Source organism: Phytoamicus setariae (assembly GCF_016722925.1).
Lineage (GTDB): Bacteria > Pseudomonadota > Alphaproteobacteria > Rhizobiales > Rhizobiaceae > Rhizobium_E > Rhizobium_E setariae.
Genome location: NZ_JAEQNC010000011.1, coordinates 113,362 through 138,997 on the forward strand (window position 1 = coordinate 113,362; position 25,636 = coordinate 138,997).

23 protein-coding genes are annotated in these 25,636 nt (G+C 59.8%); 14 read left to right on the forward strand and 9 right to left on the reverse strand.

The features are described from left to right. Position 1: 1 nt before the first annotated feature. Positions 2-721 carry a DNA polymerase III subunit epsilon gene (gene dnaQ, locus JJB09_RS19215; RefSeq protein WP_201661938.1) on the forward strand — a complete coding sequence of 240 codons (720 nt, stop codon included), beginning with the start codon at positions 2-4 and terminating at the stop codon, positions 719-721. A 51-nt stretch (positions 722-772) separates the two neighbouring features. Here the strand turns inward: dnaQ and secB are convergent, their stop codons facing one another. Continuing rightward, on the reverse strand, positions 773-1,261 hold the full coding sequence (gene secB / locus JJB09_RS19220) for a protein-export chaperone SecB (protein ID WP_201661941.1): 489 nt from the start codon (positions 1,259-1,261) through the stop codon (positions 773-775). A gap of 264 nt (positions 1,262-1,525) precedes the next feature. After that, positions 1,526-2,011, reverse strand: coding sequence for an FxsA family protein (locus tag JJB09_RS19225; RefSeq protein WP_201661944.1), 486 nt, complete (start codon positions 2,009-2,011; stop codon positions 1,526-1,528). Between the two features lie 96 nt (positions 2,012-2,107). On the opposite strand from JJB09_RS19225, the gene JJB09_RS19230 reads away from it, so the two are divergent. From JJB09_RS19230 to gyrB, 5 genes are all read left to right on the forward strand, one after another. Continuing rightward, the gene (locus JJB09_RS19230) at positions 2,108-2,809 is read left to right on the forward strand and encodes a Tim44/TimA family putative adaptor protein (RefSeq protein WP_201661947.1); all 702 of its coding nucleotides are present in this window, start codon (positions 2,108-2,110) and stop codon (positions 2,807-2,809) included. A 6-nt stretch (positions 2,810-2,815) separates the two neighbouring features. After that, positions 2,816-3,919: a murein transglycosylase A gene (mltA, locus tag JJB09_RS19235; protein WP_201661950.1), complete on the forward strand. Its 1,104-nt coding sequence runs from the start codon at positions 2,816-2,818 to the stop codon at positions 3,917-3,919. Further along, positions 3,919-4,467, forward strand: a complete 549-nt coding sequence (locus JJB09_RS19240) for a Smr/MutS family protein (RefSeq protein ID WP_201661953.1) — start codon at positions 3,919-3,921, stop codon at positions 4,465-4,467. The genes mltA and JJB09_RS19240 overlap by 1 nt, the downstream gene beginning before the upstream one ends. Further along, complete coding sequence (locus JJB09_RS19245) at positions 4,464-4,841, forward strand: helix-turn-helix domain-containing protein (protein ID WP_201661956.1); 378 nt, start codon at positions 4,464-4,466, stop codon at positions 4,839-4,841. The genes JJB09_RS19240 and JJB09_RS19245 overlap by 4 nt, the downstream gene beginning before the upstream one ends. Positions 4,842-4,979: 138 nt before the next feature. Further along, the gene (gyrB, locus tag JJB09_RS19250) at positions 4,980-7,412 is read left to right on the forward strand and encodes a DNA topoisomerase (ATP-hydrolyzing) subunit B (RefSeq protein WP_201661958.1); all 2,433 of its coding nucleotides are present in this window, start codon (positions 4,980-4,982) and stop codon (positions 7,410-7,412) included. A gap of 72 nt (positions 7,413-7,484) precedes the next feature. Here the strand turns inward: gyrB and JJB09_RS19255 are convergent, their stop codons facing one another. The 3 genes from JJB09_RS19255 to JJB09_RS19265 all read right to left on the reverse strand — a co-directional run bounded on the left by JJB09_RS19255 (position 7,485) and on the right by JJB09_RS19265 (position 9,403). Then, on the reverse strand, positions 7,485-8,084 hold the full coding sequence (locus tag JJB09_RS19255) for a nitroreductase family protein (RefSeq protein ID WP_201661960.1): 600 nt from the start codon (positions 8,082-8,084) through the stop codon (positions 7,485-7,487). Between the two features lie 29 nt (positions 8,085-8,113). Continuing rightward, the gene (locus tag JJB09_RS19260; RefSeq protein ID WP_201661962.1) at positions 8,114-8,404 is read right to left on the reverse strand and encodes a DUF2218 domain-containing protein; all 291 of its coding nucleotides are present in this window, start codon (positions 8,402-8,404) and stop codon (positions 8,114-8,116) included. 117 nt (positions 8,405-8,521) lie between these two features. Then, positions 8,522-9,403 (reverse strand): GntR family transcriptional regulator, encoded by an 882-nt coding sequence (locus tag JJB09_RS19265; protein ID WP_201661964.1) that lies wholly within the window; start codon positions 9,401-9,403, stop codon positions 8,522-8,524. A gap of 409 nt (positions 9,404-9,812) precedes the next feature. Here JJB09_RS19265 and JJB09_RS19270 point away from each other — a divergent pair, with 409 nt between their 5' ends. The 8 genes from JJB09_RS19270 to JJB09_RS19305 all read left to right on the forward strand — a co-directional run bounded on the left by JJB09_RS19270 (position 9,813) and on the right by JJB09_RS19305 (position 17,706). Then, complete coding sequence (locus tag JJB09_RS19270) at positions 9,813-11,117, forward strand: polyhydroxyalkanoate depolymerase (protein WP_201661966.1); 1,305 nt, start codon at positions 9,813-9,815, stop codon at positions 11,115-11,117. Positions 11,118-11,299: 182 nt separating this feature from the next. Continuing rightward, positions 11,300-11,734, forward strand: a complete 435-nt coding sequence (locus JJB09_RS19275) for a DUF2852 domain-containing protein (RefSeq protein ID WP_201661968.1) — start codon at positions 11,300-11,302, stop codon at positions 11,732-11,734. 80 nt (positions 11,735-11,814) lie between these two features. Continuing rightward, positions 11,815-12,573, forward strand: coding sequence for a M48 family metallopeptidase (locus tag JJB09_RS19280; RefSeq protein WP_201661971.1), 759 nt, complete (start codon positions 11,815-11,817; stop codon positions 12,571-12,573). An 87-nt stretch (positions 12,574-12,660) separates the two neighbouring features. Further along, entirely contained in the window at positions 12,661-13,314 is a 654-nt protein-coding gene (locus JJB09_RS19285; RefSeq protein WP_201661973.1) for a phosphoribosylanthranilate isomerase, read from the forward strand. An 11-nt stretch (positions 13,315-13,325) separates the two neighbouring features. Further along, a complete protein-coding gene (gene trpB, locus JJB09_RS19290) occupies positions 13,326-14,546 on the forward strand; it encodes a tryptophan synthase subunit beta (RefSeq protein WP_201661976.1) in 1,221 nt (406 codons plus the stop codon). A 1-nt stretch (position 14,547) separates the two neighbouring features. Further along, complete coding sequence (gene trpA, locus JJB09_RS19295; RefSeq protein WP_201661988.1) at positions 14,548-15,387, forward strand: tryptophan synthase subunit alpha; 840 nt, start codon at positions 14,548-14,550, stop codon at positions 15,385-15,387. A 76-nt stretch (positions 15,388-15,463) separates the two neighbouring features. Continuing rightward, a complete protein-coding gene (gene accD / locus JJB09_RS19300) occupies positions 15,464-16,342 on the forward strand; it encodes an acetyl-CoA carboxylase, carboxyltransferase subunit beta (RefSeq protein ID WP_201661990.1) in 879 nt (292 codons plus the stop codon). Beyond that, entirely contained in the window at positions 16,339-17,706 is a 1,368-nt protein-coding gene (locus JJB09_RS19305) for a bifunctional folylpolyglutamate synthase/dihydrofolate synthase (protein WP_425523742.1), read from the forward strand. Before accD ends, JJB09_RS19305 begins: the two co-directional genes overlap by 4 nt. A 65-nt stretch (positions 17,707-17,771) precedes the next feature. Here the strand turns inward: JJB09_RS19305 and trxA are convergent, their stop codons facing one another. From trxA to JJB09_RS19325, 4 genes are all read right to left on the reverse strand, one after another. Next, positions 17,772-18,092, reverse strand: coding sequence for a thioredoxin (gene trxA / locus JJB09_RS19310; RefSeq protein ID WP_201661995.1), 321 nt, complete (start codon positions 18,090-18,092; stop codon positions 17,772-17,774). 89 nt (positions 18,093-18,181) lie between these two features. Continuing rightward, positions 18,182-21,721 carry a double-strand break repair helicase AddA gene (addA, locus tag JJB09_RS19315; RefSeq protein ID WP_201661998.1) on the reverse strand — a complete coding sequence of 1,180 codons (3,540 nt, stop codon included), beginning with the start codon at positions 21,719-21,721 and terminating at the stop codon, positions 18,182-18,184. Further along, positions 21,714-24,902 carry a double-strand break repair protein AddB gene (addB, locus tag JJB09_RS19320; RefSeq protein WP_201662001.1) on the reverse strand — a complete coding sequence of 1,063 codons (3,189 nt, stop codon included), beginning with the start codon at positions 24,900-24,902 and terminating at the stop codon, positions 21,714-21,716. The genes addA and addB overlap by 8 nt, the downstream gene beginning before the upstream one ends. 1 nt (position 24,903) lies before the next feature. Beyond that, positions 24,904-25,635, reverse strand: coding sequence for a nucleotidyltransferase family protein (locus JJB09_RS19325; protein WP_201662004.1), 732 nt, complete (start codon positions 25,633-25,635; stop codon positions 24,904-24,906). Position 25,636 lies beyond the last annotated feature (1 nt).

Here is a 25,636-nt window from a genome sequence, read left to right on the forward strand (position 1 = left end):
CATGCGCGAGATTATCTTCGATACGGAAACCACCGGCCTGGACTCGCGTGATGATCGGATCATCGAAATCGGCGGGATAGAACTTCGGGACCACTTTCCGACCGGACGCACCATCCATATTTTCATCAATCCCAATGGCAAGAAGGTTCATCCGGATGCCTTGGCAGTGCACGGTATCACCGATGAATTTCTGGCCGACAAGCCGGTCTTCGCCGCTGTCGCCGATCAGATCATGGAATTTTTCGACGGCGCGATGTGGGTGGCACACAACGCCAACTTCGACATGGGTTTCATCAACGCGGAATTCGCCCGGCTGGGGCTGGCACCGATACCTGCCACCAGCGTCACCGACACACTACAAATCGCGCGTCGAAAACATCCGATGGGGCCGAATTCGCTGGATGCGTTGTGCCGGCGCTACGGCATCGACAACTCCCACCGTCAGAAGCATGGCGCGCTTCTCGATTCCGAACTTCTCGCAGAAGTCTATATCGAGCTGATTGGTGGTCGCCAGACGGCACTCGGTCTCGGTGGCCCGGAAGCCGGCAATTCCCAGGTTCAGCGCTCTGATGAAGTGGTGGTCCTGCGTGCGCGCCCCACGCCGCTCGGTTCGCGGCTGAGGGTGGAGGAAGCAGAAGCGCATGCGGCGCTCGTTGCCAAGATGGGCGAAAAGGCGATCTGGGCGAAATACGGTCTACAGCAGGCGAAAGCCGAAAAGTAAAACGCCCGGCGAAGATCACCGGGCGTTCAGGTCATACAGGCAAATTGGCCCTTAGTTGTTCGCGGCCACGCGAGCCTTAGCCTGTTCTTCGGCCATGCGCTGCTGGAACATCTGGGCAAAATCGATCGGGTCGATCATCAGCGGCGGGAAGCCACCGTTGCGGGTCGCGTCGGCAACGATCTGACGGGCGAATGGGAACAGCAGACGCGGGCATTCGATGAACAGAACCGGCAGCATGTGTTCCTGGGCAAAGCCCTGAACGCGGAACAGGCCACCATAGGAAAGTTCGGCATGGAAGACGACCTTGTCGCCATCCTTGGCGGACGCATCAAGTGTCAGCACCACATCGAAATCCGTTTCGGACATCGGGTTTGCATTGACGTTGACGGAGATGTTGATCGCCGGAGCCTTGTCGCGCGACTGCAAGGTGCGCGGCGCGCCGGGATTCTCGAAGGAAAAATCCTTCACATACTGGGCGAGAATATTGATCGCGGGCTGACGATCAGCGGCTTCGTTGCCGGCACCGTTTTCATTCGACATTTGGATAATCCTCACTACCTCTTGGCGGATGTCGGTCTTGGCCGATGCGCCGCTCGGAACTTCTTCATATCAGGGCTTTCTCGATCCGGCCGGTCCGGTGTCGCCAGCGCCGGAAATCAATCGATACGGAGCAGCTGCGCCTGACCCTGGATCCGATCGGCATTGAAGGTTCGCGCATGTCGCGAAGCAGGAATGTCGATAGGCCCCAAGGGCTCAGCCATCTAGCACTTCGGAGCAGTGCTTACAACCCTTGGCGATATGGCTTCAGTCGGGCTTGTCCAATCGCGGTCCATTCGATGGCGCATCGTCCTCGCGGCGATAATCCTCGGGCGAAAGATCCACATAGTCATCCGGCCGACGACGTCCGCGACGGTGGCCACCATAGTAGGTCGTGACGCGCATGTTGCGGCTGGCATATATCCAGATCATACGCCTGAGTGGCGGCACCAACAACAGCAGGCCGATGATATCTGTGATAAATCCGGGTACGATGAGCAACAGCGCCGCAATGGCGATCATGAAGCCATCGGCAAGACCCTGTTCCGGAGGCTGGCCGCTGCGAATTTCCCGGTTGATCTTGCGAAACGCGCTGAGGCCCTGGTAGCGGAGGACCGATACGCCGACGATTGCCGACAGCACGACGAGCCCGATCGTCCTGAGAACGCCGATCGACTGGCCAACATAGATGAAGGCTGCGATCTCTGCGATGGGCAGTGCCAGAAAGCCGAGCACTGGAATTATGGATCGCATGTCGATTCCCTCTGATGCGCTATTTGAATGATTTTCAAATCACGACTATATGGGAAGCGAAGCAGAAAAGTTAAGACCTCAAGTCAAGGCAGGCAAATGGGCACTGACAGTATTATCACCTTGTTCTTCCTCATCGTGGCGGCGTTGATCTTCCTCAACCTTCGCAGCGTGCTCGGAAGAAGGACCGGTAACGAAAAGCCGCCCTATGATCCATTCTCTCAGAACGACGCTGGCCGGGCAGCCCAGCCTTCAGACGACGGCAAGGTGATTACGCTGCCGCGGCGCACGCCGGTCGATACCGAAAATCGCTATGAGGAAATCGACGGTTTCGCACCGGTGGGCTCGGAGCTCAACGGCGCGCTGCGTCGGATCTTCGATGCGGACCCGACCTTCAGCCCGCGCCAATTCGTTGAAGGTGCCGGCGCCGCCTATGAAATGGTGGTCATGGCGTTTGCCGAAGGCGACAGGAAGACACTGAAGAATCTGTTGTCCAATGAGGTTTTTGAGGGCTTCGATTCAGCCATCAGCGCACGCGAGAAGGCAGGGGAGCTGGTGAAATCGACCTTCGTCGGCATCGAGAAATCGGAAATGACGGCGGGGAGCCTCGAAGGAAGCGAAGTCAGCGTCACTATGAACATCGTCAGCCAGCTTATCTCCGCGACCTACAATGCCGCTGGCGAGATTGTCGAGGGCAATGCCGACACGGTCGCCGAAGTGAAGGATACCTGGACATTCGCGCGCGACATCCGCTCGCGAGATCCGAACTGGAAATTGGTATCCACCCAATCCGAAGGCTGAGGCCGCATGGACTACGAGCTTAAAGAAGTGTCGTTCGACGCTCTTCCGGGCTGGAGGGATGAAGATCCTTCCAGCCTTTTCAGTCCAATGGGCCGATGCCTTTGGCATATGCGCAACGTCAAGCCCTACAAGACCGGCTCGCTTGGCATCGCCTCGCAAGCGCTGGAGGCGGTATTTTCGCAATCGGTTGAGGCAACGCCCGCGTCGCCAGCCGCCGCGCGACGGTTTTTCGAACAGTATTTCCAGCCATTCCTGATCCGCAGAAAAGATGGAGCGAGTGGTTTCGTCACCGCATTTTATGAACCGGAAGTCGAAGTCTCCGATACAGCGGACGACATTTGGCGCTACCCCTTCTATCTGCGGCCCGATGATCTTGTCGATCTCGACGTCTCCAACCGGCCGGAAGCTCTGGACGCGACCTATGCATTTGGCCAACAGACCGAAAGCGGCGTCCGGCCCTACCCGGACCGGAGGGCGATCGATGAGGGCGCCCTTGCCGGCCGAGGCCTTGAAATCGCCTGGGCAAGATCGAGGGTCGATGTATTCTTCGCTCATGTCCAGGGCGCGGCGCGGCTTAGATTTCGGGATGGCGCGCTCAGGCGTATAACCTATTCGGCCAAGGCCGGTCACCCCTTTACGGGTATCGGCAGACACCTTGCTGATATTGGCGAAATTCCGCTGGCCCAAGTGTCCATGGCGTCGATCCGGCAATGGCTTGCGGATCATCCTCAGCGCCAGGATGAGATCCTCTGGCAGAACCGATCCTACATTTTCTTTCGCGAGGCGCCGGTGGAAGACATTCACCTGGGCCCCGTGGCGGCAGCCAAGGTGCCGCTCGAGGCTATGCGCTCGATCGCGGTAGACAGGCAGATTCATACATTCTCGTCGCTGTTCTATATCGACAGCCCGAGTCTGACGCATTTGACCGATGGCGTACCCTTCCAGCGGTTGATGATGGCGTTGGATACGGGAACTGCTATCGTTGGACCCGCCCGTGGCGATCTCTTTACCGGATCCGGCGATGCGGCGGGCGTGCTCGCCGGCAATGTCAAGAACGACGCGGACTTCTACATCCTGGTCCCCAAGAGCGTCGCGGCGGAGTATCGCTGATGCGTGGCGGCAAGAGGCTCACTGACGAAGATCGCATCCTCTGGGGCAAGGTGGCGCGCAGCACGCGAGCCTTGCCGGGCCGGATGGAAGATATCGAGGCCTTCGAGATCGAATTGCTCGAAGGGCGCGAGGAGGTCGCTGCAGCTATGCCCGCCGCTGCGATCCAGCCGGAACAGGTGCGAAAACCGGAAAAGAAGCCGCCGGGACAGCACCAGCCGCTTGAACGCCCCGTCAAGCGTAAACTGTCCAAAGGCAGGTTGCAGCTCGAGGCACGCATCGACCTGCATGGAATGTTTCAGTCGGAGGCCCATTCGCTGCTACTGGGCTTCATCGTCAGGGCTTATGAGCGTGGTTTGCGCCATGTTCTTGTCATCACCGGCAAGGGCTCATCATTGGGCAGTGACGGCGCCCTGAAGCGGGCGGTACCGATGTGGTTCGGCAAGCCCGAGTTCCGGCACATGATTTCGTCCTATGAGACTTCGGCGCAGAACCATGGGGGCGAAGGCGCCCTGTATGTCAGGCTCGCCAAGCGGGGAGATCGGCCATGACGCCTTTCGGCGTGACGGTGCGACGAATCCGGAAGGAACGTGGACTGACGCAGAAGGCCATGGCGAAAGCACTGGGCGTGTCGCCCGCCTATCTATCGGCGCTGGAGAATGGTAAGAAGGGCAGGCCGGGTTTCGATTTCCTGCAACGGGCTGCCGGCTATCTGAATATCATATGGGACGAGGCCGACGATTTCTTTCGCGTTGCGTCGATTTCGCACCCCCGCGTGGTGGTGGATACGTCGGGGCTTGCACCCGAATATACGGCTTTCGCCAACCGGCTTTCGCAGGACATTCGTCAGCTTCGTCCGGAGACGGTCCGCGAAATGATGCAATTGTTGAACGCCGCCGCAAATACCCGGGAAAATGGGCGTTAGAACCCCGTTTTCCGCCGCAATCGTCGGCCTATAGTTTGGCGTTTAGGGCAAAAACTCTATAGTCAAAGACACCTCACGCGAAGTGATTCGCGGGGCTCGCAAGGCCCACGGGAGCACGTTTGAAAAGAGAAAGTTTCCATGACGGGATCATCTGAAGAAGAAGTCCAGAACGGCACCGAATACGGTGCCGACAGCATCAAGGTCCTCAAGGGACTCGATGCCGTCCGCAAGCGTCCGGGTATGTATATCGGCGACACGGATGATGGTTCGGGCCTGCATCACATGGTCTACGAAGTCGTCGACAACGCCATCGACGAGGCGCTCGGCGGTCATGCCGACCTTGTCACGGTGACGCTCAACGCGGATGGTTCTGTGACGGTGACCGACAACGGCCGTGGTATTCCCACAGGCATGCATGACGAAGGCGTGTCGGCTGCCGAGGTCATCATGACCCAGCTGCATGCCGGCGGCAAGTTCGACCAGAATTCCTACAAAGTTTCGGGTGGTCTGCACGGTGTCGGTGTTTCGGTTGTCAACGCGCTTTCGGTCAAATTGAAGCTCAAGATCCGCCAGAAGGGCAAGACCCATGAGATGAGCTTCACCCATGGCAATGCGGACGGACCCTTGATTGTCACCGGCGAATGCGGTGACGAGACGGGGACCGAGGTCACGTTCCTGCCGAGCCCGGAAACCTTCACCAAAATCGAATTCGACTATTCCACGCTCGAGCACCGGCTGCGGGAACTCGCATTCCTGAACTCCGGAGTGCGGATCGTGCTGACGGACAAGCGTCATTCCGACATTCGCCAGGATGAGTTGCTTTACGATGGCGGCCTTGAAGCCTACGTCGCTTATCTCGACCGGGCCAAGAAGCCGCTGGTCGACAAGCCGATCGCAATCCGCAGCGAAAAGGACGGCATCACCGTCGAGGTCGCGATGTGGTGGAACGACAGCTACCACGAGAACATGCTCTGCTTCACCAACAATATCCCGCAGCGCGATGGGGGCACCCACCTTGCCGGCTTCCGCGCAGCCCTGACCCGCCAGATCACCGGTTACGCCGATAGTTCGGGCATCCTCAAGAAGGAGAAGGTCGGCCTGACGGGTGATGACTGCCGCGAAGGTCTGACGGCCGTCCTATCGGTAAAGGTGCCGGATCCGAAATTCTCGTCGCAAACCAAGGACAAGTTGGTATCATCAGAAGTGCGGCCAGTGGTGGAGAATCTTGTCAACGAGGCACTCAACCAGTGGCTTGAGGAGCATCCAGGCGAGTCCAAGATTCTGGTCGGCAAGGTGGTCGAAGCCGCCGCTGCCCGTGAAGCGGCTCGCAAGGCCCGCGAACTGACCCGCCGTAAGGGCGCACTGGATATCGCCTCGCTGCCGGGCAAGCTGGCCGACTGCTCGGAGCGAGACCCGTCTAAATCCGAAGTTTTCCTCGTCGAAGGGGACTCGGCTGGCGGCTCCGCCAAGCAGGGCCGTTCGCGTGAAAACCAGGCGATCCTGCCGCTGCGAGGCAAGATCCTCAACGTTGAGCGCGCCCGCTTCGACAAGATGCTGTCGAGCCAGGAAATCGGCACCCTGATCACAGCGCTCGGCGCCGGCATTGGCAAGGACGAATTCAACGCCGACAAGCTGCGTTACCACAAGATCATCATCATGACGGACGCCGACGTCGACGGCGCCCATATCCGCACTCTGCTGCTGACTTTCTTTTTCCGCCAGATGCCGGAACTGATCGAACGCGGCCACATCTACATTGCCCAGCCCCCGCTCTATAAGGTCAGCCGCGGCAAGTCCTCGACCTACCTCAAGGACGAGAAAGCATTCGAGGAGTATCTGATCGATACGGGTCTTGAGGACGTGACGCTGACGCTCGGTTCGGGCGAGATGCGCGCCGGCCGGGACCTGCGCGAGATCGTCAATGATGCGCTCCGGCTTCGGACGCTGGTTGGCGGCCTGCATTCGCGCTACAGCCGTGCCCTTATCGAACAGGCAGCCATCGCTGGCGGGCTGAATGCCGAGTTGATGAGCAACCGCGAACGTGCTGATGCTGTTATCACCGAAATCTCGCGCCGGCTCGATATGATTGCCGAAGAGACGGAACGTGGCTGGAGCGGCTCGATCAGCGATGAAGGCAATCTTCGCTTCGAGCGCATGGTGCGGGGCGTCAAGGAATCGCTGCTGATCGACATGGCCCTTATCGGTTCGTCCGATGCCCGCCACATCGACCAGATGGCCGAGCGTCTCCACGAGATCTACTCCGTGCCGCCGACGCTGATCCGCAAGGAAGGCAGAACCGAAATTTCCGGACCGAGCGCCCTGCTTGATGCGATTTTCGGCCTCGGCAAGCGTGGCCTGTCGATGCAGCGTTATAAGGGCCTTGGCGAAATGAACGCCGAGCAGCTGTGGGAAACCACGCTCGACCCCAATGTTCGGTCACTGTTGCAGGTGCGCGTCAACGATGCGACAGACGCCGATGGGTTGTTCTCGCGCCTGATGGGCGACGAGGTCGAACCGCGCCGCGAGTTTATTCAGGACAACGCCCTGAGCGTCGCCAATCTCGACATCTGACTTTTGCAGATGACAAACAGAAACGCCGGGCTTTGCCCGGCGTTTTCGTTTGGATTCACGTGAAACACTTTCTTAAGATTTGAACTCGCCCTTGAAGACGATCTCTGCAAGCGGCTTGCGCTGGCTCTGGATTTCACGCGGCTGGTATTTTTCCGGAAGCTCTTCCCTGGGTGCCAGCCGGCCGACCGCTATCATGCATTCGACCGTGTAAAGCTCGCTGGAGATGCCCAAGCCTTCCTGAATGAGGTCGATGTGGATGCCGGCCATTGGATGGGCGATGTAGCCCAGACGGGATGCCTGAAGCGTAAAAGCCTGGGTCGCAGCGCCGGTATCGAAATCGTGCGTGCGATTGTATTTCGGCTCGGAACCATCCGTCGGCATGGTGTGGTTTTTCGACACCACGACGACGATCGCCGAAGCATTCTGCGACCAGGCGCGATTGCTGTCGATCAGGAAGCCGAGATACTTGTCCCATTCAGCGCTGTCGCGCAACGCATAGCTGAAACGCCAGGGCTGATGATTGCTGGCAGACTGTGCCCAGCGGGCCGCCTCGAACATGGTCAGCAGGTCTTCCTCCGGCATCGCCTCAGGGCGAAATGATCGGGCGGACCAGCGCTCCAGATATACCGGATCGATGGGGAAGCCGGCCTTGCGGTTATTCTTCTCGAGCATTCTCTTGTCCTTGTCAGTCTTTTGGCGAGTCAGTTCTGCCGCTTCCATACAAACTCCAGCTCCTCGCGGAAAGCGAAGCGTTTCAGGTGGTCCGCAACGACCGTCTCCAGCCGCTCGAGATCCTCCGTCGTTCCGTCCTCAATGCGAATCTGCAATGCGTCCGGACTTGCGGTGAGCCATGTCTGGGCGCCGGAGGGGAAATCAATCCGGCCGTTCTGTGCGTCGAATTCGGCGGTCATTTTATGGGACCAGTGCTTGCATAGCTGCTGCAAGTACTTGCTGGCATGCTCGGTCGTCACCGTAGCGGATGTTTGGGCCAACTTCGTCTCCTTCTCTTGAACTCTGTTCAAGAGTTATTTGGTCAGAAATGGCAAATCCGCAAGCCCGTTTCTATCGACAAACTGTTCATCGTTTGCAGGCCTTGGCGGCTGTGGCCGTTAGCGCGGCAAGGCATCAATAAGCGTTTCGCGAGCGGAATTTAGATGCCGGCGGCATGCGCGCTCAATTTCCTGCGGATCGCGTGACCGCAGCGCGGCGATATAGTCGAGATGCTCGCGCAGTGCACGCTCGTTGCGGCTTCTGGCCTGGCTCTTGTTCCACTGGAAATGGTAGTGGAAGATAAACGCGATGACGTCATAGAAATCGATGACGAAGCGGTTGCCCGAGGCTTTGTGGACAAGCAGATGAAACTTTTCGTCCAGGGGCGAAAAGTCCTTGAAGCGACTATCAAGGTCGATGATCAGGTCGCGGTGTTCGTCTTCGATCAGATCGAGATCGGCCCAGGCTGGATGATTGACCGGGAGTTTGGCAAAGGCGGTTGCCGAGCGCAGTTCGAACATTTCGCGCACTTCGCATAGCTCCAGCGCGAAGTCGACAGTAAAACCCTTGAGTATCCAATGACTGTTCGGACGCTTTTCGATCAATCCGAAACGCGAAAACCGTATCAGGAATTCTCGTACGCTGGTGGCGCCGGCTCCGATTTCGCGTGCAAGCTCAGCCTCGTTGATTTGCATGCCCGGTTCGACATCGCCGGTCAGGATTCGCTGCATGAAGCTCTTTTCAATGATTTCATTGAGCGAATTGGTTTCTTCGTCCGGAAAATAGTCCTGATCGAGCGGGCGCCTCAGCACTAATTTCTGTCGCTTGTCCCAGGTAATCAGCCCTGTATCGCGCATGCGCGAGAGGATCGCTCGGACAGTCGTGCGGCTGATGCCGTATTTTTCACCGAGTTCCGGTTCGGAGGGCAGGCTGTCCTTTCCGCCGAGATCTTCCAGGCAGCGATTGTAGGCTTCCTTGAAAACCGTGTTCTGCCGCGCCATTCCAGGATCCCCTCCAGTCTGCATAGCGATCACCCAGCACTCGACCTCCTCGATAGCTGTGTGATAACTGTATATTGCAGGTAAAAAACAAAATCAAACGGCTTGCAATGGTTTGATTGGTTTTCTGACTCCCCCGCAATTCGCAAGCTGCAAACGAAGAACGCTGGAATCATCGGGGATGCAGGTGCTTGAACGCCTGCTATCGGAGTCAGAAATAGGAGCGCAGATCACGATTCCCTGATCGCTATGCTCATTTGTTACATAAAGTGAAAAATGCTAGAGTCGCATTTGCAGCAGGTTCCTTGTCCGTTAACGCGAAGCTGCTAATCTTGCACTGCATTGAACCGCTTGCAGCGCACACTATGTCGGTTACTACGACCACTGGTGCCTGAAATGGAATGGAAATTGAATGTTCTATCAGTTTTATGAATTCGGCCATGCTGCCATGGCTCCATGGCGGGCGACGGCCGAAAACATGCGTGTCGCCTATAGCAATCCATTCAATCCTCTTTCCTACACCGCTATGGGCCGATCCTTGGCGGCCGGCCTTGAGGTATTCGAGCGTGTGACCCGGCGCTACGGCAAGCCCGCTTTCGAACTTCCTCAGACGCAGATTGCCGGCGTCGATGTTTCAGTCCACGAAAAGGTGGTCTGGTCCAAATCCTTTTGCGATCTTCTGCATTTCGAACGTTGCCTTCCACCGCATCACGGCAACGATCCGAAGGTTCTGGTGGTCGCGCCCATGTCGGGCCATTACGCGACGCTCCTTCGCGGCACTGTGGAGGCGCTTCTCCCGGCAGCAGACGTCTATATCACCGACTGGAAGGATGCGCGCATGGTGCCGCTTTCCGAAGGCCGGTTCGATCTCGACGATTACATCGACTATGTCACAGAAATGATCCGTTTCCTCGGGCCCGATACCCATGTCGTGGCGGTCTGCCAGCCTTCGGTACCGGTTCTTGCCGCCGTCGCACTGATGGAGGAGGCGGAAGATCCCCTTGCGCCGGCCTCGATGACGCTGATGGGTGGACCGATCGATACCCGTATCAATCCGACCGCGGTCAACAGGTTGGCTGAAGAAAAGCCGCTGAAGTGGTTCGAAGACAACGTCGTCATGAATGTGCCCTGGCCTCAGCCGGGGGTGATGCGACCGGTTTACCCCGGCTTCCTGCAGCTCTCCGGGTTTATGTCGATGAACCTCGACCGGCATCTGGTCGCCCACAAGGAGTTCTTCATGCATCTTGTGAAGAACAATGGCGATTCCGCCGACAAGCATCGGGAATTCTATGACGAGTATCTCGCGGTGATGGATCTGACGGCGGAGTTCTATCTTCAGACCGTCGATACTGTATTCATCCACCATGCCCTTCCCAAGGGCGAGATGACCCATCGCGGCCACCTGGTCGACCCTTCGAAAATTCGCCGGACCGCACTTCTTACTGTCGAGGGTGAAAACGACGACATTTCCGGTGTCGGGCAGACCCAAGCCGCGCAGAGGCTGTGCGTCAACATTCCAGACAGCAACCGCATGCACTATGTGCAGCCGGATGTCGGCCACTATGGCGTATTCAACGGTTCGCGTTTCCGTAAGGAAATCGCTCCGCGCATCCTGGGCTTCATCAATGCCCATCGCAGCGGGAGCCGGGCGGAACAGACATCGGTCGTCCTGCCGCTCAGGAGGCCGGCTGCAAAGCGTCAAAAGCAAGTGGTGTAGTGGACGCTGGCAAATTTGTGGCGGGAGCTTTTCGCCCGCTTATTGCACTTTCGAAATATAAGATATGTTTCAGCGCCTTGTCCGATTTCAAGGCAGGATATCTTGAAGGCGGCCAATTCCTTCCCACATCGATTGTACTGGTTTGCAATGGGCAGACCGGGCTATCGCGAGGATAAGGAAACATGTACCGCACTGCTCTCATACGGCCTGACTGGACGCCGGCAACCATTGCCCTGATGGTGCTGGGTTTTGTCGTCTTCTGGCCGCTTGGACTGGCAATGCTTGCTTACATATTGTTCGGCGAGCGTCTGCAGGCGTTCAAGCGTGATGCCAATGAAAAGGTGGATGGATTTGCGAGATCGTGCCGTGGCGGGCGCTGGCGCAACCAGGGTTTTCATCATCAGTCTACCGGCAATTCGGCTTTCGATGACTGGCGCCGGGCGGAACTCGACCGGATCGAGGAAGAACGCCGCAAGCTCGATGAAATGCGCGCCGACTTCGACAGCTACATGCGCGAGCTTCGCAGGGCGCGCGACAAGGAGGAATTCGATCGCTTCATGCGTGAGCGCAACGCCCGCAAGACCGATCTTGATCCCCAGAACGGTTTTTCAGGATAATTTCCGCGAAATCGTGGACCGGCCGGCGTCAGCAAAACGCCGGCTTTTCTATTTCAGCACGAATCTGCTAGCTGTTGTTGATGCTTTCCCGTTTGACATTTCTCCAGAAGCCCCAGCGCCCGAGCGACCCCTCGACGCGCACCATCGATGTCGCGGGGCGTCCCATCTCGCTGACCATCAAGCCGGATAGCCGGGCGCGCCGTATGACCTTGCGGATCGAGCCGGGCGGCAAGGCGCTGAAGATGACGGTGCCGTTGGGGCTGCGCCAGCGTGAGATCGATGATTTCCTCGCCCGCCATGAAGGATGGCTCATGACGCGGCTAGCGCGCTTTCCGCGCAATGCCGGATTGGAGGAAGGCCGTTACGTGCAGCTGCGCGGCGTCGCGCACCGCATCGAACGGACCGGCAAGGCGAGGGGATTGACCGAAGCAATCGTGATCGACGGTGAGTCTGTGCTTCGCGTCGGGGGCAGTGAAGAGCATCTCGGCCGACGCCTGCGGGATTATTTGAAAGCTGAGGCGCGCAAGGATCTCGAATATTCGGCACGAACACATGCTGCTACAATAGGCCGGCGCATCAATGCCATCACGCTCAAGGATACAAAGAGCCGTTGGGGATCGTGTTCGCATGATGGGAATCTCAGCTTTTCATGGCGGATCATCATGGCGCCGCCCTATGTCATCGACTATCTCGCGGCGCACGAAGTCTCCCATCTCGAGCAGATGAACCATTCGGATGCCTTCTGGACGCTCTGCGAGCGGCTGTGCCCAAAGACGCTGGAAGCCAAGCACTGGCTGAAGCGCAACGGCGCCATGCTGCATGTCCATGATTTCGGCTGATCGGATCGGTTCGGTGGACGTTTAATCGTCGCAATCTTGGCGCAAAGAGGGCTCGACTCTGACGGCTTTTCATGCGACTTGGGCGAGATGCAACTCGATGTCAAAATCTGCGGACTGAAGACCGAGCAGGCGGTTGATCACGCCCTGTCGCTTGGTGCGACGCATGTCGGCTTTATCTTTTTTGCCAAGAGCCCTCGCCATATCGAGCCTGTTGATGCCGGCCGGCTGGCGGACCGGGTGCGCGGCAAGGCCAAGATCGTATCGGTCTCTGTTGACGCCGACAACGACGAACTCGATGAGATCATCGACCTCATCCGCCCTGACATGCTTCAATTGCACGGCAAGGAGAGCCCGGACCGCGTTTTGAACGTCAAGGCCGTCACCGGACTGCCTGTCATCAAAGCGTTTTCGATCTCGGAGGCAAACGACCTCAAGCGCATCGAGGCTTACGACGGTATCGCCGACAGGCTGCTTTTCGACGCCAAGGCGCCCAAGAATTCGGAGCTTCCTGGTGGCAATGGCGTCAGCTTCGACTGGCGGCTGCTAGGCGCGCTTGACGCGCATGTCGATTACATGCTTTCCGGTGGTCTCAACAAGGACAATGTCGGTGAGGCGATTGCGATAGCGCATCCCGGCGGGATCGATGTGTCCTCCGGCGTCGAGTCGAGCCCTGGCGTCAAGGATCTGAAGTTAATGGACGAATTTTTCGCCGCCGTGCGTCGCGCAATGCAGGCGGCCTGAGGGAGAGCCAAGTGAACGAAGCCGCAAAACCCAATTCCTTCCGCGCCGGACCGGACGAAGACGGCCGTTTCGGCATATTTGGGGGGCGCTTCGTTGCCGAGACCCTGATGCCGCTTATCCTCGAGCTGCAGGCGGAGTGGGACAAGGCCAAGACCGATCCGGAATTCCAGGCTGAGCTCAAGAGCCTTGGCGCGCATTATATCGGCCGGCCGAGCCCGCTCTATTTCGCCGAGCGCCTGACCGAGCATCTGGGCGGCGCAAAGATCTATTTCAAGCGCGAAGAGCTCAATCACACCGGTTCGCACAAGATCAACAATTGCATCGGCCAGATCCTGCTGGCCAAGCGCATGGGCAAGACCCGCATCATCGCTGAAACCGGCGCTGGCCAGCATGGCGTTGCTTCGGCAACTGTCGCTGCCCGCTTCGGTTTTCCATGCGTCGTCTATATGGGCGCGACCGATGTCGAGCGTCAGGCTCCGAATGTCTTCCGCATGAAGCTGCTGGGAGCCGAGGTCAAGCCGGTAACTGCCGGTCATGGCACGCTCAAGGACGCCATGAACGAGGCGTTGCGCGACTGGGTGACCAATGTCGATGACACCTACTACCTGATCGGTACCGCAGCAGGCCCGCATCCCTATCCCGAACTGGTCCGCGACTTCCAGTCCGTTATCGGCACCGAAGCCAAGGAGCAGTTGATGGAGGCGGAAGGCAGGTTGCCGGATATGGTGATCGCCGCCGTCGGCGGTGGCTCCAACGCCATCGGCATTTTCCATCCTTTCCTTGACGATGCGAGTGTCAGGATTGTCGGCGTGGAAGCCGGCGGACGAGGTCTGCAGGGCGTCGAGCATTGCGCGTCGATCACGGCCGGCTCACCGGGCGTGCTGCATGGCAACCGAACCTATCTTCTCCAGGATGGAGACGGCCAGATCCTCGAAGGACATTCGATATCGGCTGGTCTGGACTATCCTGGCATCGGTCCGGAACACGCTTGGCTCCACGATATCGGCCGTGCCGAATACGTGCCGATCATGGACGATGAAGCGCTCGAGGCCTTCCAGCTTCTGACCAGGCTCGAAGGGATCATCCCGGCGCTGGAGCCCAGCCATGCGATTGCCGAAGTCATCAAGCGTGCGCCGAAGATGGGCAAGGACGAGATCATCCTGATGAACCTCTCCGGGCGAGGTGACAAGGATATCTTCACGGTCGGCAAGATTCTGGGAATGGGGCTCTGATATGACCAAGCGTATGGACCAAAAGTTTGCCGATCTCAAAGCGGAAGGCCGCCCGGCGCTGGTGACATATTTCATGGCCGGCGACCCGGACTATGATACGTCGCTGGAAATCATGAAGGCACTGCCGCTTGCCGGTGCTGACGTCATTGAACTCGGCGCACCGTTTTCGGATCCGATGGCCGATGGTCCGGCAATCCAGTTGGCGGGACAGCGGGCCTTGAAGGCGGGGCAGACGCTCGCCAAGACGCTGCAGATGGCCCGCGATTTCCGCAAGACCGATAACACGACGCCGCTCGTGCTGATGGGCTATTACAATCCGATCTATGTCTATGGTGTCGAGCGGTTCCTGGACGAAGCGCTGGAAGCCGGCCTCGATGGCCTGATCGTCGTCGATCTGCCGGCCGAGATGGATGATGAACTGTGCATCCCGGCGCTGAAGCGTGACATCAATTTCATTCGTCTGGCCACGCCGACGACGGATGAACGCCGCCTGCCGAAGGTTCTCACCAACACCTCCGGTTTCGTCTACTACGTCTCGATGACCGGTATTACGGGCTCTGCTTTGCCCGATCCGTCGAAAATCTCGGCTGCGGTCGAGCGCATCAAGAGCCATACGGCACTGCCGGTCTGCGTCGGTTTTGGTGTCAAGACTGCCGAACATGCGCGACGGATCGGCGCTTCCGCCGATGGCGTGGTGGTCGGTACGGCGATCGTCAACCAGGTCGCAACTTCGCTTGACAGCGAAGGCAAGGCATCGCCAGACACCGTCCAGGCTGTCGCGACCTTCGTGCGTGGTCTTTCCTCCGGCGTCCATGCTGCTCGTCTTGCGGCTGCCGAATAACAACGCCATATGAGAGCAATGGATCTGATCCCGTCAGGGCGTCCGTTGCTTTAGTCCTGAAAAGGAGTTCAATGATATGAACTGGATTACCAATTTCGTCCGCCCGAAGATCAATTCGATGCTCGGACGCCCACAGGTCGATACGCCCGACAATCTCTGGATCAAGTGCCCCGAAACCGGCGAGATGGTGTTCCACAAGGAGCTGGAAGCCAATCAGTGGGTCATTCCGGGCTCCGGCTATCACATGAAGATGCCGGCCAGGGAACGTCTGAACCATCTGTTCGACGGCAGCCAGTTCGAACTCCTGCCGCAGCCAAAGGTCGCGCAGGATCCCCTGCGTTTCCGCGATTCCAAGAAATATGCCGATCGTCTCAAGGACGGCCGTGCCAAGACCGGCCTTGAGGACACGATTCTCGCCGGTGTGGGCAAGGTGCGCGGCGTCAAGATGGTGGGCATCGTCCACGAATTCGCCTTCATGGGCGGCTCACTTGGCCTTGCCGCAGGCGAAGCCATCATCAAGGCGTTCGAGCGCGCGATCGCTGAGAAATGCCCGCTGGTGATCTTCCCGGCATCGGGTGGCGCGCGCATGCAGGAAGGCATCCTGTCGCTGATGCAGCTACCGCGCACCACGGTGGCGGTGGAAATGCTCAAGGAAGCCGGTCTTCCCTATTTCGTCGTGCTCACCAACCCTACTACCGGCGGCGTCACTGCATCCTATGCTATGCTGGGCGATATCCACATGGCTGAACCGGGTGCGGAAATCTGCTTTGCCGGCAAGCGCGTCATCGAACAGACGATCCGCGAAAAGCTGCCGGATGGCTTCCAGACATCGGAATACTTGCTGGAGCATGGCATGGTGGACATGGTGATCAACCGTCATGACATTCCCGACACGCTTGCACGGCTGTGCCGGATGATGATGGGCTTGCCCGAACCTCTGGCTGTCGCAGCCTGATCCCAAGGGACCGAGCGATCATGAGCGATCTTCCTGAAAGCCGCGCCGAGCGCGAAATCGACCGGCTTCTCGGTCTCTATCCCCGCGGCTTCGACCTGTCGCTCGACCGCATTGCGCGTCTGCTTGAGGATCTCGGCAGGCCGCAGGATCGCCTGCCGCCGGTCATTCATGTCGCGGGCACCAACGGCAAAGGGTCTGCGACTGCGTTTTCGCGGGCCCTGCTGGAATCCGCAGGGCTGTCGGCGCATGTCCACACGTCGCCGCATCTTGTGCGCTGGCACGAGCGCTATCGCATCGGTGTTGCCGGCGGAACCGGCCGCCTGGTGTCCGACGAGGCGCTGCTAGACGCAGTGCTGCGCGTCGAAAAGGCCAACGCGGAACAGAACATCACGGTGTTCGAACTCCTGACGGCGGTCATCTTCCTGTTGTTTTCCGAAAACCCGGCCGACGCGGCAATCATCGAGGTGGGGCTTGGCGGCATGTATGACGCCACCAATGTCTTCGCCAATCCGGCGGCTTCACTGATCATGCCGGTGGCGCTCGATCACCAATCCTGGCTCGGCAACACGATCGAGGAAATCGCCGCTGCCAAGGCCGGCATCATCAAGCCGGGCCGGCCGGTTGTCATCGGGCGGCAGGACGAGCCGGCGGCACTTGAAGTGCTGGTCGATACCGCTGAGCGGCTGAAAAGCCCGCTCTCCATCTATGGACAAGACTATATGGCCTACGAAGAGGGCGGCCGCCTTGTCTATCAGGATGAGGACGGACTCATGGATCTGCCGCTGCCGGCGCTTCCCGGTCGTCACCAGTTTGCCAACGCGGCGGCTGCGATCCGGGCGGTTAAGTCAGCCGGCTTTTCAATGACCGAGGAAATCGTTGCCCGGGCAATGAAATCGGTATCCTGGCCGGCGCGGCTCCAGCGTCTGAGGACGGGAAAGCTCGTGCCATTGGCGCCGGAGGGATCAGAAATCTGGCTCGATGGCGGTCACAACCCGCATGGAGGCCGTGCGGTTGCCGAATCCATGGTCGCCTTCGAGGAGCGTGACCCGCGTCCGCTTTATCTCGTGACCGGCATGATCAACACCAAGGATCCGAAGGGCTATTTCGAGGCATTTGAAGGCATCGCCCGCGAAGTGCTGACGGTTGGTATACGCAATTCCGATGCGGGACTCGATCCTGTGGCGCTTGCCAGCGATGCCGCAGATGCGGGATTGGTGGCCGAGCCGGTAACCTCGACCGAGGAAGCGCTGCGGCGGATCGCCAGCTTCCATCGTCCGGGCGACAGACCGCCGCGTATTCTGATCGGCGGCTCGCTGTATTTCGCCGGCACCGTGCTGGAAGACAACGGAACGCTGCCGGAATAATCAAAGCCCAACAAAAAGCCTGGCTCTAGACCGGGCTTTTTTATACTTATAACGTTCCACGTGAATCAGGCGGCGCCGGAAATCCAGGCGTTCAGTGCCGTCTTCGGGGCAGCGCCCACCTTGATGTCGGCGACCTGGCCGTTCTTGAAGATCGCCAGTGTCGGGATCGAGCGGACGCCGAACTGCGCGGCGAGTTCCGGGTTTTCATCGATGTTGAGCTTGGCAACCTTGACTTTTCCGGCCAGTTCCGCGGAAATTTCCTCGAGTGCAGGCGCAATCATCTTGCACGGGCCGCACCATTCCGCCCAGAAATCGACTACGACCGGTTCGGCGGAATTGAGGACTTCGTTCTGGAAGTTGCTGGCGTCAACTTTCACGGTTGCCATCGATACTCTCCTTGTCAGTGGCGCGGCGCGCCGAAAATCTCACTTGCAGGCTATGTGTGGCTTTCCCTGCCGGTTTTCAATGGGGTAAATCATTTGCCGGAAAGTGCAAGCAGGGCTTTTTCAAGTTCCACATCCGTAAGAGAATAAAGATCCGGCCCTTCGGTGTAGAGCAGCAGGCAATGGATATCTTTGCCCGGATAAATAGGTTTTAAAACTTCGCGGTAGAGCGCGAGCTGCGCCCGATGGGCAAAGGGGATGGCCTCGCGGGCGGCAGGCGCTACGAGATTTGTCTTGTAGTCGAGGATGAAAACCTCATTGCCGCTGACACCCATGCGGTCGATGCGCCCGGAAACCGCATGACTCCGTTCGCCGAGCCGGATGGTGCCCATGATCGACACTTCAGCCTCCGAACCCTGCGCATGAAGGCCGGCAAATTCGGGATCGGCGAGGATGCCCAGCACCGATTCGGCGAGCGCGCGCCTGTCTTGTTCCGGCCAGCGCGGCACGGATCGCAGGAGATAGCGGTCTGCAGCGGCGCGCCTTTCGGCAGCGGGGAAGACGGTCAGCGATTGCAGCAGGCGGTGGATGATCTTGCCGCGGATTTGCGCCATCGCCGCTTTCGGATGTTCTGCGAAAAGGACGGAGCCGACGATCCGGTCACCGTCTTCTTCGTCGATCACCACGTGCACGCCGGAAGGCGCGAGCGGACGTGGTAGCGGAACTGGCGGCGGAAGCGGCGAGAAAAGCGCACCCGGCAGCGTAGCCTTGGGTTCCTGTTCCTCTCCGATGGCATCGACAGGTTCGGCGGCGCTCTCGGCGTTGTGGCGCCATTTCATCCCCTGCCACTCCAGACCGCCGGCGCGGAACGTCGCCGGCTGACAGCGCTCACCGTCTGCGGCCAGGGATCCGGCGGTGATCTTGGCCCAGGTGCCGTCGATCTCGCGCTTCTTGCGATAACTGCAGAGAATGAGCCGATCCGACGCACGCGTCATGCCGACATAAAGCAGCCGGCGATATTCCTCTTCGGCGGCGGCCTCCAGCCGGAGATCGTCGGTATGTATGGCGGGGTTCTGGAATTCCTTCGACGGGCACCAGACCGGCAGCGCCAATGGCAGCCTGTCGTTCTCGATTAGCCGCAGTTTCGGCAACAGGTTCTTGTCGAAGGGCTTGCCGCCGCCGTCGACGAGAAAGACCACCGGGGCTTCAAGCCCCTTGGAGGCATGCACCGTCATGATGCGGACCTCCTCGCGCCCCTTGTCCTGCTCGCGCTTGATTTCGGGCGAATCCCGCTCCAGCGTGGCGATGAACGAGGCAAGGCCGGGCAATCCCGCCTGCTCGTGATCCAGCGCGAAATTGAGGAATTCGTCAAGCACATCGCTGACTTCGGATCCAAAACGGGCGAGGAACTTTCGCCGTCCGCCGTCTCGGCCGAGCAGCAGCGCATAGAAATCATGCACCCGATGCTGGCGCGCAAGCATCCGCCAACGCTGGAGCGTGGCGTGCACGTCACGCCACTTCTGGTGCTCGATTGCCAGTCCGCTCAGCCGTTGCCAGACGCTTTCGCCGTTCTCCCGCGGCCGGCAGATCTCGAACAGTGCATCTTCGTCGAGATCAAGCAGCGGTGACTTGATCAGGGCCGCTAGCGACAAATCGTCCTCGGCGAGCAAAGCAAGCTTGCCGAGCGCCATCAGGTCCTGGATCGCGATATGGCTCGCCAGCACCAGCCTGTCGGTGCCGGCGACCGGAACCCGCCCGGCCTTCTTGAGTTCGCGGGACAGCGCAGCGGCGAATGCATCGCGTTTGCGCACCAGAACGAGGATGTCTCCCGGCCTTATCGACCGGACCCCTTTGCGGGTCACGATCGCATGTTTGCCGACCAGTTCGTGGATCGCCGCAGCCATGCGTTTGGCCAACTCACTGGCTGCGGATCGCTCCGGAAGCCTGTCGAACGGCGCGAGCCAGTCCTCGTCGTCCTCGTCGGTGCTTTCCTCGGCAATGGTTTCCCAGATATCGACCGATCCCGGATGACCCAGCCGATGCGAGACATGGGCGACTGGCTCGTTATCTGCCGATAGCCCCCGTGCATTGTCGGGATTGTCGAACACCTGGTCGACCGCCGACAGAACATCCTCGGTCGACCGGAATGAAAGTCTCAGATTGACGGGCAGGAATTCACGTCCGCCCGCTTCGGCACGCGCCGCATTCACCCGCCGTTCGTTGGCAAAGCGCTCCGGTCGTGCGCCTTGAAACGAATAGATCGACTGTTTCTCGTCGCCGACGGCAAATATTGTGCGATTGATGATGCGTGCGCTTTCCCCGGAGAAAAACTCGTCGGTCAACGAGCGGATGATCTCCCATTGTGCGGGGCTGGTATCCTGTGCCTCGTCTACGAGGATGTGGTCAATTCCCTGATCGAGCTTGTAATGGACCCAGGGACCGATGCCTTCCTTCTTCAGCAGGGCCTCGGTGCGCGAGATGAAGTCCTCGAAATCGAGAAAGCCCCGTTCCTTCTTCAGCGTTTCGTAGCCGGCAATCAAATGCTCGGCCAGCGTCAGCGCCGACACAGTGAGTTCGAACATCCGGAAGGTCTTGTATTCCATCCAGAGGTCATGAATGAACGTTCGGCAGTTTCCGATCGCTTCGCACAGATTGGCGTCCGCCTTGCGCATCGCAGCCGAGAAAATGCTGACATCCGCATATGGCGTCTCGCTGAGGGTGAGGAAAGCCAGCCTGAGCAGTTCGAGGCGTTTGAGCGGATCTTCCTCGCGATTGGCCAGGCCGAGCCGATAGGCGGTTTCCTGCGTCTTGACCCCACCCTTGGAATTGGCCAGAGCGACATAGTCCAGGATCGCCCCAGAATTGACCTCAGGAAGCGGCCAGGCCTTGCTGGCGATGTCTTCAAGGTCGGCACCGGGTGGGATACCGAGCAAGCTGGCCAGCGTTTCGCGATATCCGCCCTTGCGTGCCGCATAGTCGAAGAACCTGCCGATTGCGCTTCGCTGGCGAATGATATCGCCGAGCAGCCGGTCAAGCCCGCTTTCGTCGGCCGTGCCGAGTACCTCGTGGAATGCCTTGGCAAGGCTGTCGTTCTGCTCGGCTTGCGTCGCGCTCAGGAGATTGCGGCGTGCTTCGGACAGCAGGCTCGCGGCGGCCTTGTCGTCGAGCACGCTGAAATGGCCAGCGACATTGGCTTCTAGCGGAAACTGGTGCAGCAGTGCCTCGCAGAACGCGTGAATGGTCTGGATTTTCAATCCGCCCGGCGTTTCGAGCGCGCGGGCAAACAGTTTGCGTGCTTCCGACAGCTTCAGCCGGCTCGGGACCTCGCCCTCCATTGCGGCAATCTCGGTCGACAGTGCGTCGTCATCGAGCGACGTCCAGTGCGAAAGCCGTTCAAACACGCGGTTCGACATTTCCGAGGCGGCGGCCTTGGTGTAGGTGAGACAGAGAATCGCCGATGGGCGCGTACCGGCAAGCATCAGCCGGATGACACGCTGCGTGAGCACATGCGTCTTGCCGGATCCGGCATTGGCAGACACCCAGACTGAGCGGTTCGGACCGGATGCGAGATTCTGCAGCCGTGTTGTTTCGCTGATCACCGCATCGGCGACCGCAAGCAGGGCCTCATTCATCGTCCGTCTCCCCGCCTGCATCGGCGTTGGACCATTCCACCACCCGGGCGAGATGATCGTAGTCTCCGCCATAATCGCGATCTCGGAACGGCGCGACCCGCGACTTGTAACCGGCGCGACCGGAACCCAGCGCCGTTGTCAACTTAATAAGCTGGCTAAGGGAATCCAGTGCCAGCGCGTCGGCGGTCTTCATGTCTTCCGGCTTGGTTCGTGTCGATTTGTCGTTGTTGACGGTCTCGACCTTGAAATTGCGGCCGGGGCGCAGCCTGATATACATCAGATTGTCGGTGTCGTAGGCTTTCAGGTCCTTGAAGCCGCCTGCCTTGAGCACTGCAGCTTCGAGAGAAAGCTGAGGGTCGAGCAGGGACCTTGCTTCCTTGGTTGAGGGCGACAACCCGGTCTTGTAGTCGATGATGTCGGCGCGCCCGTCCTTGCGGATGTCGATCCGGTCGGCCCGGCCCGTGAGCGTCAGCCCACCATCGAGCGCAAGGCTGGCGCCGATTTCGACATGCGTGTCCCGAATTTCGGGTCGCCTTGCTGCTTCGTGCGCGAGAAATTCGCGTGCGGTATCGAGAAAGCGTGGCCGCCAGACGGCATCGATATGCGCTGGAAGTGCTGCCTCGTCGAACACCTGGTTGGTGATGTTGCTGATTGTGTCAAAAGCACCTTGAGCACGTGGATCGTTGCCGGTCCGAACGAATGCCTCGACGATCGCATGATAGATATTGCCGCGTTCCAGCGCACCCGGATCCTCGTTATATGCCGCTACGGTATCGAGCTTCAGGACCTTTTGTGCATAGATGGAATAGGGGTCGCGCCGCAGTTTTCCAGCTTCGGAGAAGGAAAACCGCTTCGGTTGGCTATCGGCGGGTGGTCGCGGTTCAGGGCGGGGAGAGAATTCCTGACTTGCGCCCTCGTCCACCAGTCCCGCAAGGTTGCGGTAGTAGTCACCGTTGGCCTTGATGGTTTTTGTGACGGTGTCGCCGGCGGCCGACAGCAGGCGCTGGAGAAAGCGCGATGCGACGGACGGTGCGCCGCCTTGCCTGACCGCGCGGGTCAGGACCAACTTGAGGGTCCCCAGCCCCATGACAAAATCGTGAGCGGCCTGGCCAATCCGTCGCTCCGGTGGCTCGAGCCCGATTTCCGTCTTCATTACCCGGGAAAGGAATGGGTTGTTGGCGGTCTGTGCTGGCCACACCGACTCGTTCATGCCACCGAGAATCAGGGTGTCGACCTGTTGCAGGCGTGCCTCCAGCGTCCCCCAGATGAAAACCCGGGGATGGCCCAACGCCTTGGGCTTGACGCCGATCCCGGAAATAAGTGCTGCCACCACGTCGATCCATTGGGGGCCGGAGGCTTCCAGCGCCTCGCCGGCCTCGATCATCTCGCGCAGCAACCCGGCCAATGCGGTGCCGGCTTCATCTGACCAGAGCGCCTCCAGGCTGCCGCGGTCATCGCGCGTAAACGCTTCGAGTGCACGACCGGTGGCGTCTGCCCAGTCGCTGACGGGGTGGCTAGCACGAAGCGCGGCGCTCTCGTCGCGTACAAGCATGGCAGCGAGCGGTTCGACGGCAGCCTCGATGCGTCGGCCGAGTTCGAGCAGCGCCGGCTCCACACTGTCGGCCAGCAGTGACAGCTGCCACTGCCGGGGATAGCGGTTTTTGCGAAGTTCGCCGAAGGCGAGGGTGACAAGCGGGGTCAGCGCGGCCGGATTGGCTAGCGCGGTGCCGCCGCGCAGAACCAGCAGCTCCAGCTTGCTGACCAGATCCTCAGCCGTTTCCTGGGAATAGCCGAGCCGGACGAACGGATGCTTGAGAAGGCTCGCCAGCGCCACGGGATCGCCCGGCCGCAAGGTTGCCTCCAGCAGCAGCTGGACCAGCCCGCCATGCAGCGACGACGCCAATGGGGTGCCGGATGAATCGTCGGCTTCGATGCCGAATCTGGCTAACTCGGCGGCAACGCGTCGGGCGAGATTTCGGTCGGGAGTGACGAGTGCGGCCTGGGTCGAAACGTCGTCGTCGCGTCCGCCGAGTGCCAGCTTGATGGCAACCGCAATCGCAAGTGCTTCCTCGCGCTCGTTTGCCGCTTCGACAAGCGCCATCGACGCGAAGGCGGCATCGATGCCTGTTTGACCCGCGTTTTCCCGCCATTGCTGATGGTTGACATCGGCGTCCGCGGGGGTGAAGGCGACAGAAACGGCGCGTGCGCGCATGTGCAAATCTGCTGGCTCGTCCGCAAGCGAGACGACATCGTCGCGCAGGACCTGCAGACGCTGCAGCAGGTGAAAGAGGCCGTATTGAGGGTGGCTTCGGCTGGCCGGGTCGGTGCTTTTGCGGCCGGTGTCCATTACCGCCCCCGCCAATTGCCAGTGAGCCTCGCTCATGTCGAAATCGAGCCCGGGCAACACCACCGCACCACACGGCCGGCTGCGGATCGCTGCGATCAGGTCGGCGGTGGCTGGAATAGAGCCGGTCGAACCGGCAACGATGATCGGCTGATCAGTGGAGATCGTAGCAATACGACGTGCTTCTGCCCGTATTGCTTCATTTCGGTGCAGTCCCGGCGAGGACCGATGCAGCTCTGCCAGACGCTCCGGCCAATAGGCGCTGGCGATCTTGAGAAATTCGCCGGTCAGCTGCCACCAGAGCGCCCGGTCGCCAAGGTCGATTTTCCTGAGGCCCTCCCAGCCGGCATCCTCTGTTTCCACCGCATCGATCAGTTCGGCGAGGCTGCGTGCCAGCCAGATCGCATCGGCGGGGCTCGCGGGGGCGACGAGCGGCGAATCGTTATGAATATTGCGCAGCATGGCCGGCAACTGGTTGCGCCAGACGAGGATCAGCCGCGCCAGCTCGCAAAGCTGGGCAATCGGCGTAATTGGTGGCAGCCTGTCGAGATCGGCATCGTCAAGGGCGTCGAAATAGCCGGCATCGTCGTCGGTTTCGCCAAGCGGGCGGATGACCGGCAGGATCGCCGAGCGGCCGCCCATCAGATCGACGAATTCGGACCGCAGAACGCGTGCGGCGCGGCGGGTCGGTACATAGATGGTGGCGCGCGCGAGACTGAGCGGATCGGCGCGATCGAGCCGGAAACCGTCCACCAGGCGACCTTCCGCCAGCGCCTGCGCCAGAACCTTGAGGAACGGCGCGCCCGGTGGAATCGAGAAGACGCGCGAGCCGGCCATGTCAGGCATCCACCTGGTGCGTGCGAACGGCTTCTTCGGCTGCGCTAATCGCTTCCGGCGTGCCTGCAGTGACCCAGTGGCCCTCGAGCATCATGCCATACAGCCTGCCGGCAGTGATCGCGCGGTCGAAATAGAGATTGAGATTGAAGGGCCCGTCCGGGGCATCGTCAAGAAGCGCGCTGTGCATGATGAACGCGCCGGCATAGACGACGCCAGGATCAGTGCCCGGCTTGTAGCGCGTGAGCCTGCCGTCTTTAGCCATGGAGAAATCGATCTTGCCGTCGTGGCCGGTCGTTTGACCGATGTCGACGCACAGCATCGCCATGTCCATTTTCTGTGCGTCGAAGAATCCGGCTAATTTGGTGAGGTTTGAAGCTTCATGCGCCGGCTCACCGACCCAAAACAGATCGGCGTTCATCACGAAAACCGGCCCCGTCGGCAGCAACCGTACGCCCTTGGCAAGACCACCGCCGGAATTGAGCAGGCCGGCGCGTTCGTCGGATATGACGATTTCCATGCCCGTGTAGTGGGCGAGGTGGTCGATCATCTGCTGGGCGAGATAGTGTATGTTGACCACGGCTCGCTTGCAGCCTGCCTCTTTCAGCGTATCAAGCGCGTAGTCGATCAGCGGCTTGCCAGCGATCTGCACCAGTGGCTTCGGGATCGTGTCGGTGATCGGCCGCATGCGGGTGCCAAGCCCCGCCGCCAGCACCATCGCATTTTCAATGTTCATT

What these genes read in the sequence shown, in the direction of transcription:
- dnaQ (WP_201661938.1), top strand. Translation starts at nt 2, where the DNA reads ATGCGCGAGATTATCTTCGATACGGAAACCACCGGCCTGGACTCGCGT.
- secB (WP_201661941.1), bottom strand. Translation starts at nt 1,261, where the DNA reads ATGTCGAATGAAAACGGTGCCGGCAACGAAGCCGCTGATCGTCAGCCC.
- JJB09_RS19225 (WP_201661944.1), bottom strand. Translation starts at nt 2,011, where the DNA reads ATGCGATCCATAATTCCAGTGCTCGGCTTTCTGGCACTGCCCATCGCA.
- JJB09_RS19230 (WP_201661947.1), top strand. Translation starts at nt 2,108, where the DNA reads ATGGGCACTGACAGTATTATCACCTTGTTCTTCCTCATCGTGGCGGCG.
- mltA (WP_201661950.1), top strand. Translation starts at nt 2,816, where the DNA reads ATGGACTACGAGCTTAAAGAAGTGTCGTTCGACGCTCTTCCGGGCTGG.
- JJB09_RS19240 (WP_201661953.1), top strand. Translation starts at nt 3,919, where the DNA reads ATGCGTGGCGGCAAGAGGCTCACTGACGAAGATCGCATCCTCTGGGGC.
- JJB09_RS19245 (WP_201661956.1), top strand. Translation starts at nt 4,464, where the DNA reads ATGACGCCTTTCGGCGTGACGGTGCGACGAATCCGGAAGGAACGTGGA.
- gyrB (WP_201661958.1), top strand. Translation starts at nt 4,980, where the DNA reads ATGACGGGATCATCTGAAGAAGAAGTCCAGAACGGCACCGAATACGGT.
- JJB09_RS19255 (WP_201661960.1), bottom strand. Translation starts at nt 8,084, where the DNA reads ATGCTCGAGAAGAATAACCGCAAGGCCGGCTTCCCCATCGATCCGGTA.
- JJB09_RS19265 (WP_201661964.1), bottom strand. Translation starts at nt 9,403, where the DNA reads ATGGCGCGGCAGAACACGGTTTTCAAGGAAGCCTACAATCGCTGCCTG.
- JJB09_RS19270 (WP_201661966.1), top strand. Translation starts at nt 9,813, where the DNA reads ATGTTCTATCAGTTTTATGAATTCGGCCATGCTGCCATGGCTCCATGG.
- JJB09_RS19275 (WP_201661968.1), top strand. Translation starts at nt 11,300, where the DNA reads ATGTACCGCACTGCTCTCATACGGCCTGACTGGACGCCGGCAACCATT.
- JJB09_RS19280 (WP_201661971.1), top strand. Translation starts at nt 11,815, where the DNA reads ATGCTTTCCCGTTTGACATTTCTCCAGAAGCCCCAGCGCCCGAGCGAC.
- JJB09_RS19285 (WP_201661973.1), top strand. Translation starts at nt 12,661, where the DNA reads ATGCAACTCGATGTCAAAATCTGCGGACTGAAGACCGAGCAGGCGGTT.
- trpA (WP_201661988.1), top strand. Translation starts at nt 14,548, where the DNA reads ATGACCAAGCGTATGGACCAAAAGTTTGCCGATCTCAAAGCGGAAGGC.
- accD (WP_201661990.1), top strand. Translation starts at nt 15,464, where the DNA reads ATGAACTGGATTACCAATTTCGTCCGCCCGAAGATCAATTCGATGCTC.
- trxA (WP_201661995.1), bottom strand. Translation starts at nt 18,092, where the DNA reads ATGGCAACCGTGAAAGTTGACGCCAGCAACTTCCAGAACGAAGTCCTC.
- addA (WP_201661998.1), bottom strand. Translation starts at nt 21,721, where the DNA reads ATGAATGAGGCCCTGCTTGCGGTCGCCGATGCGGTGATCAGCGAAACA.
- addB (WP_201662001.1), bottom strand. Translation starts at nt 24,902, where the DNA reads ATGGCCGGCTCGCGCGTCTTCTCGATTCCACCGGGCGCGCCGTTCCTC.
- JJB09_RS19325 (WP_201662004.1), bottom strand. Translation starts at nt 25,635, where the DNA reads ATGAACATTGAAAATGCGATGGTGCTGGCGGCGGGGCTTGGCACCCGC.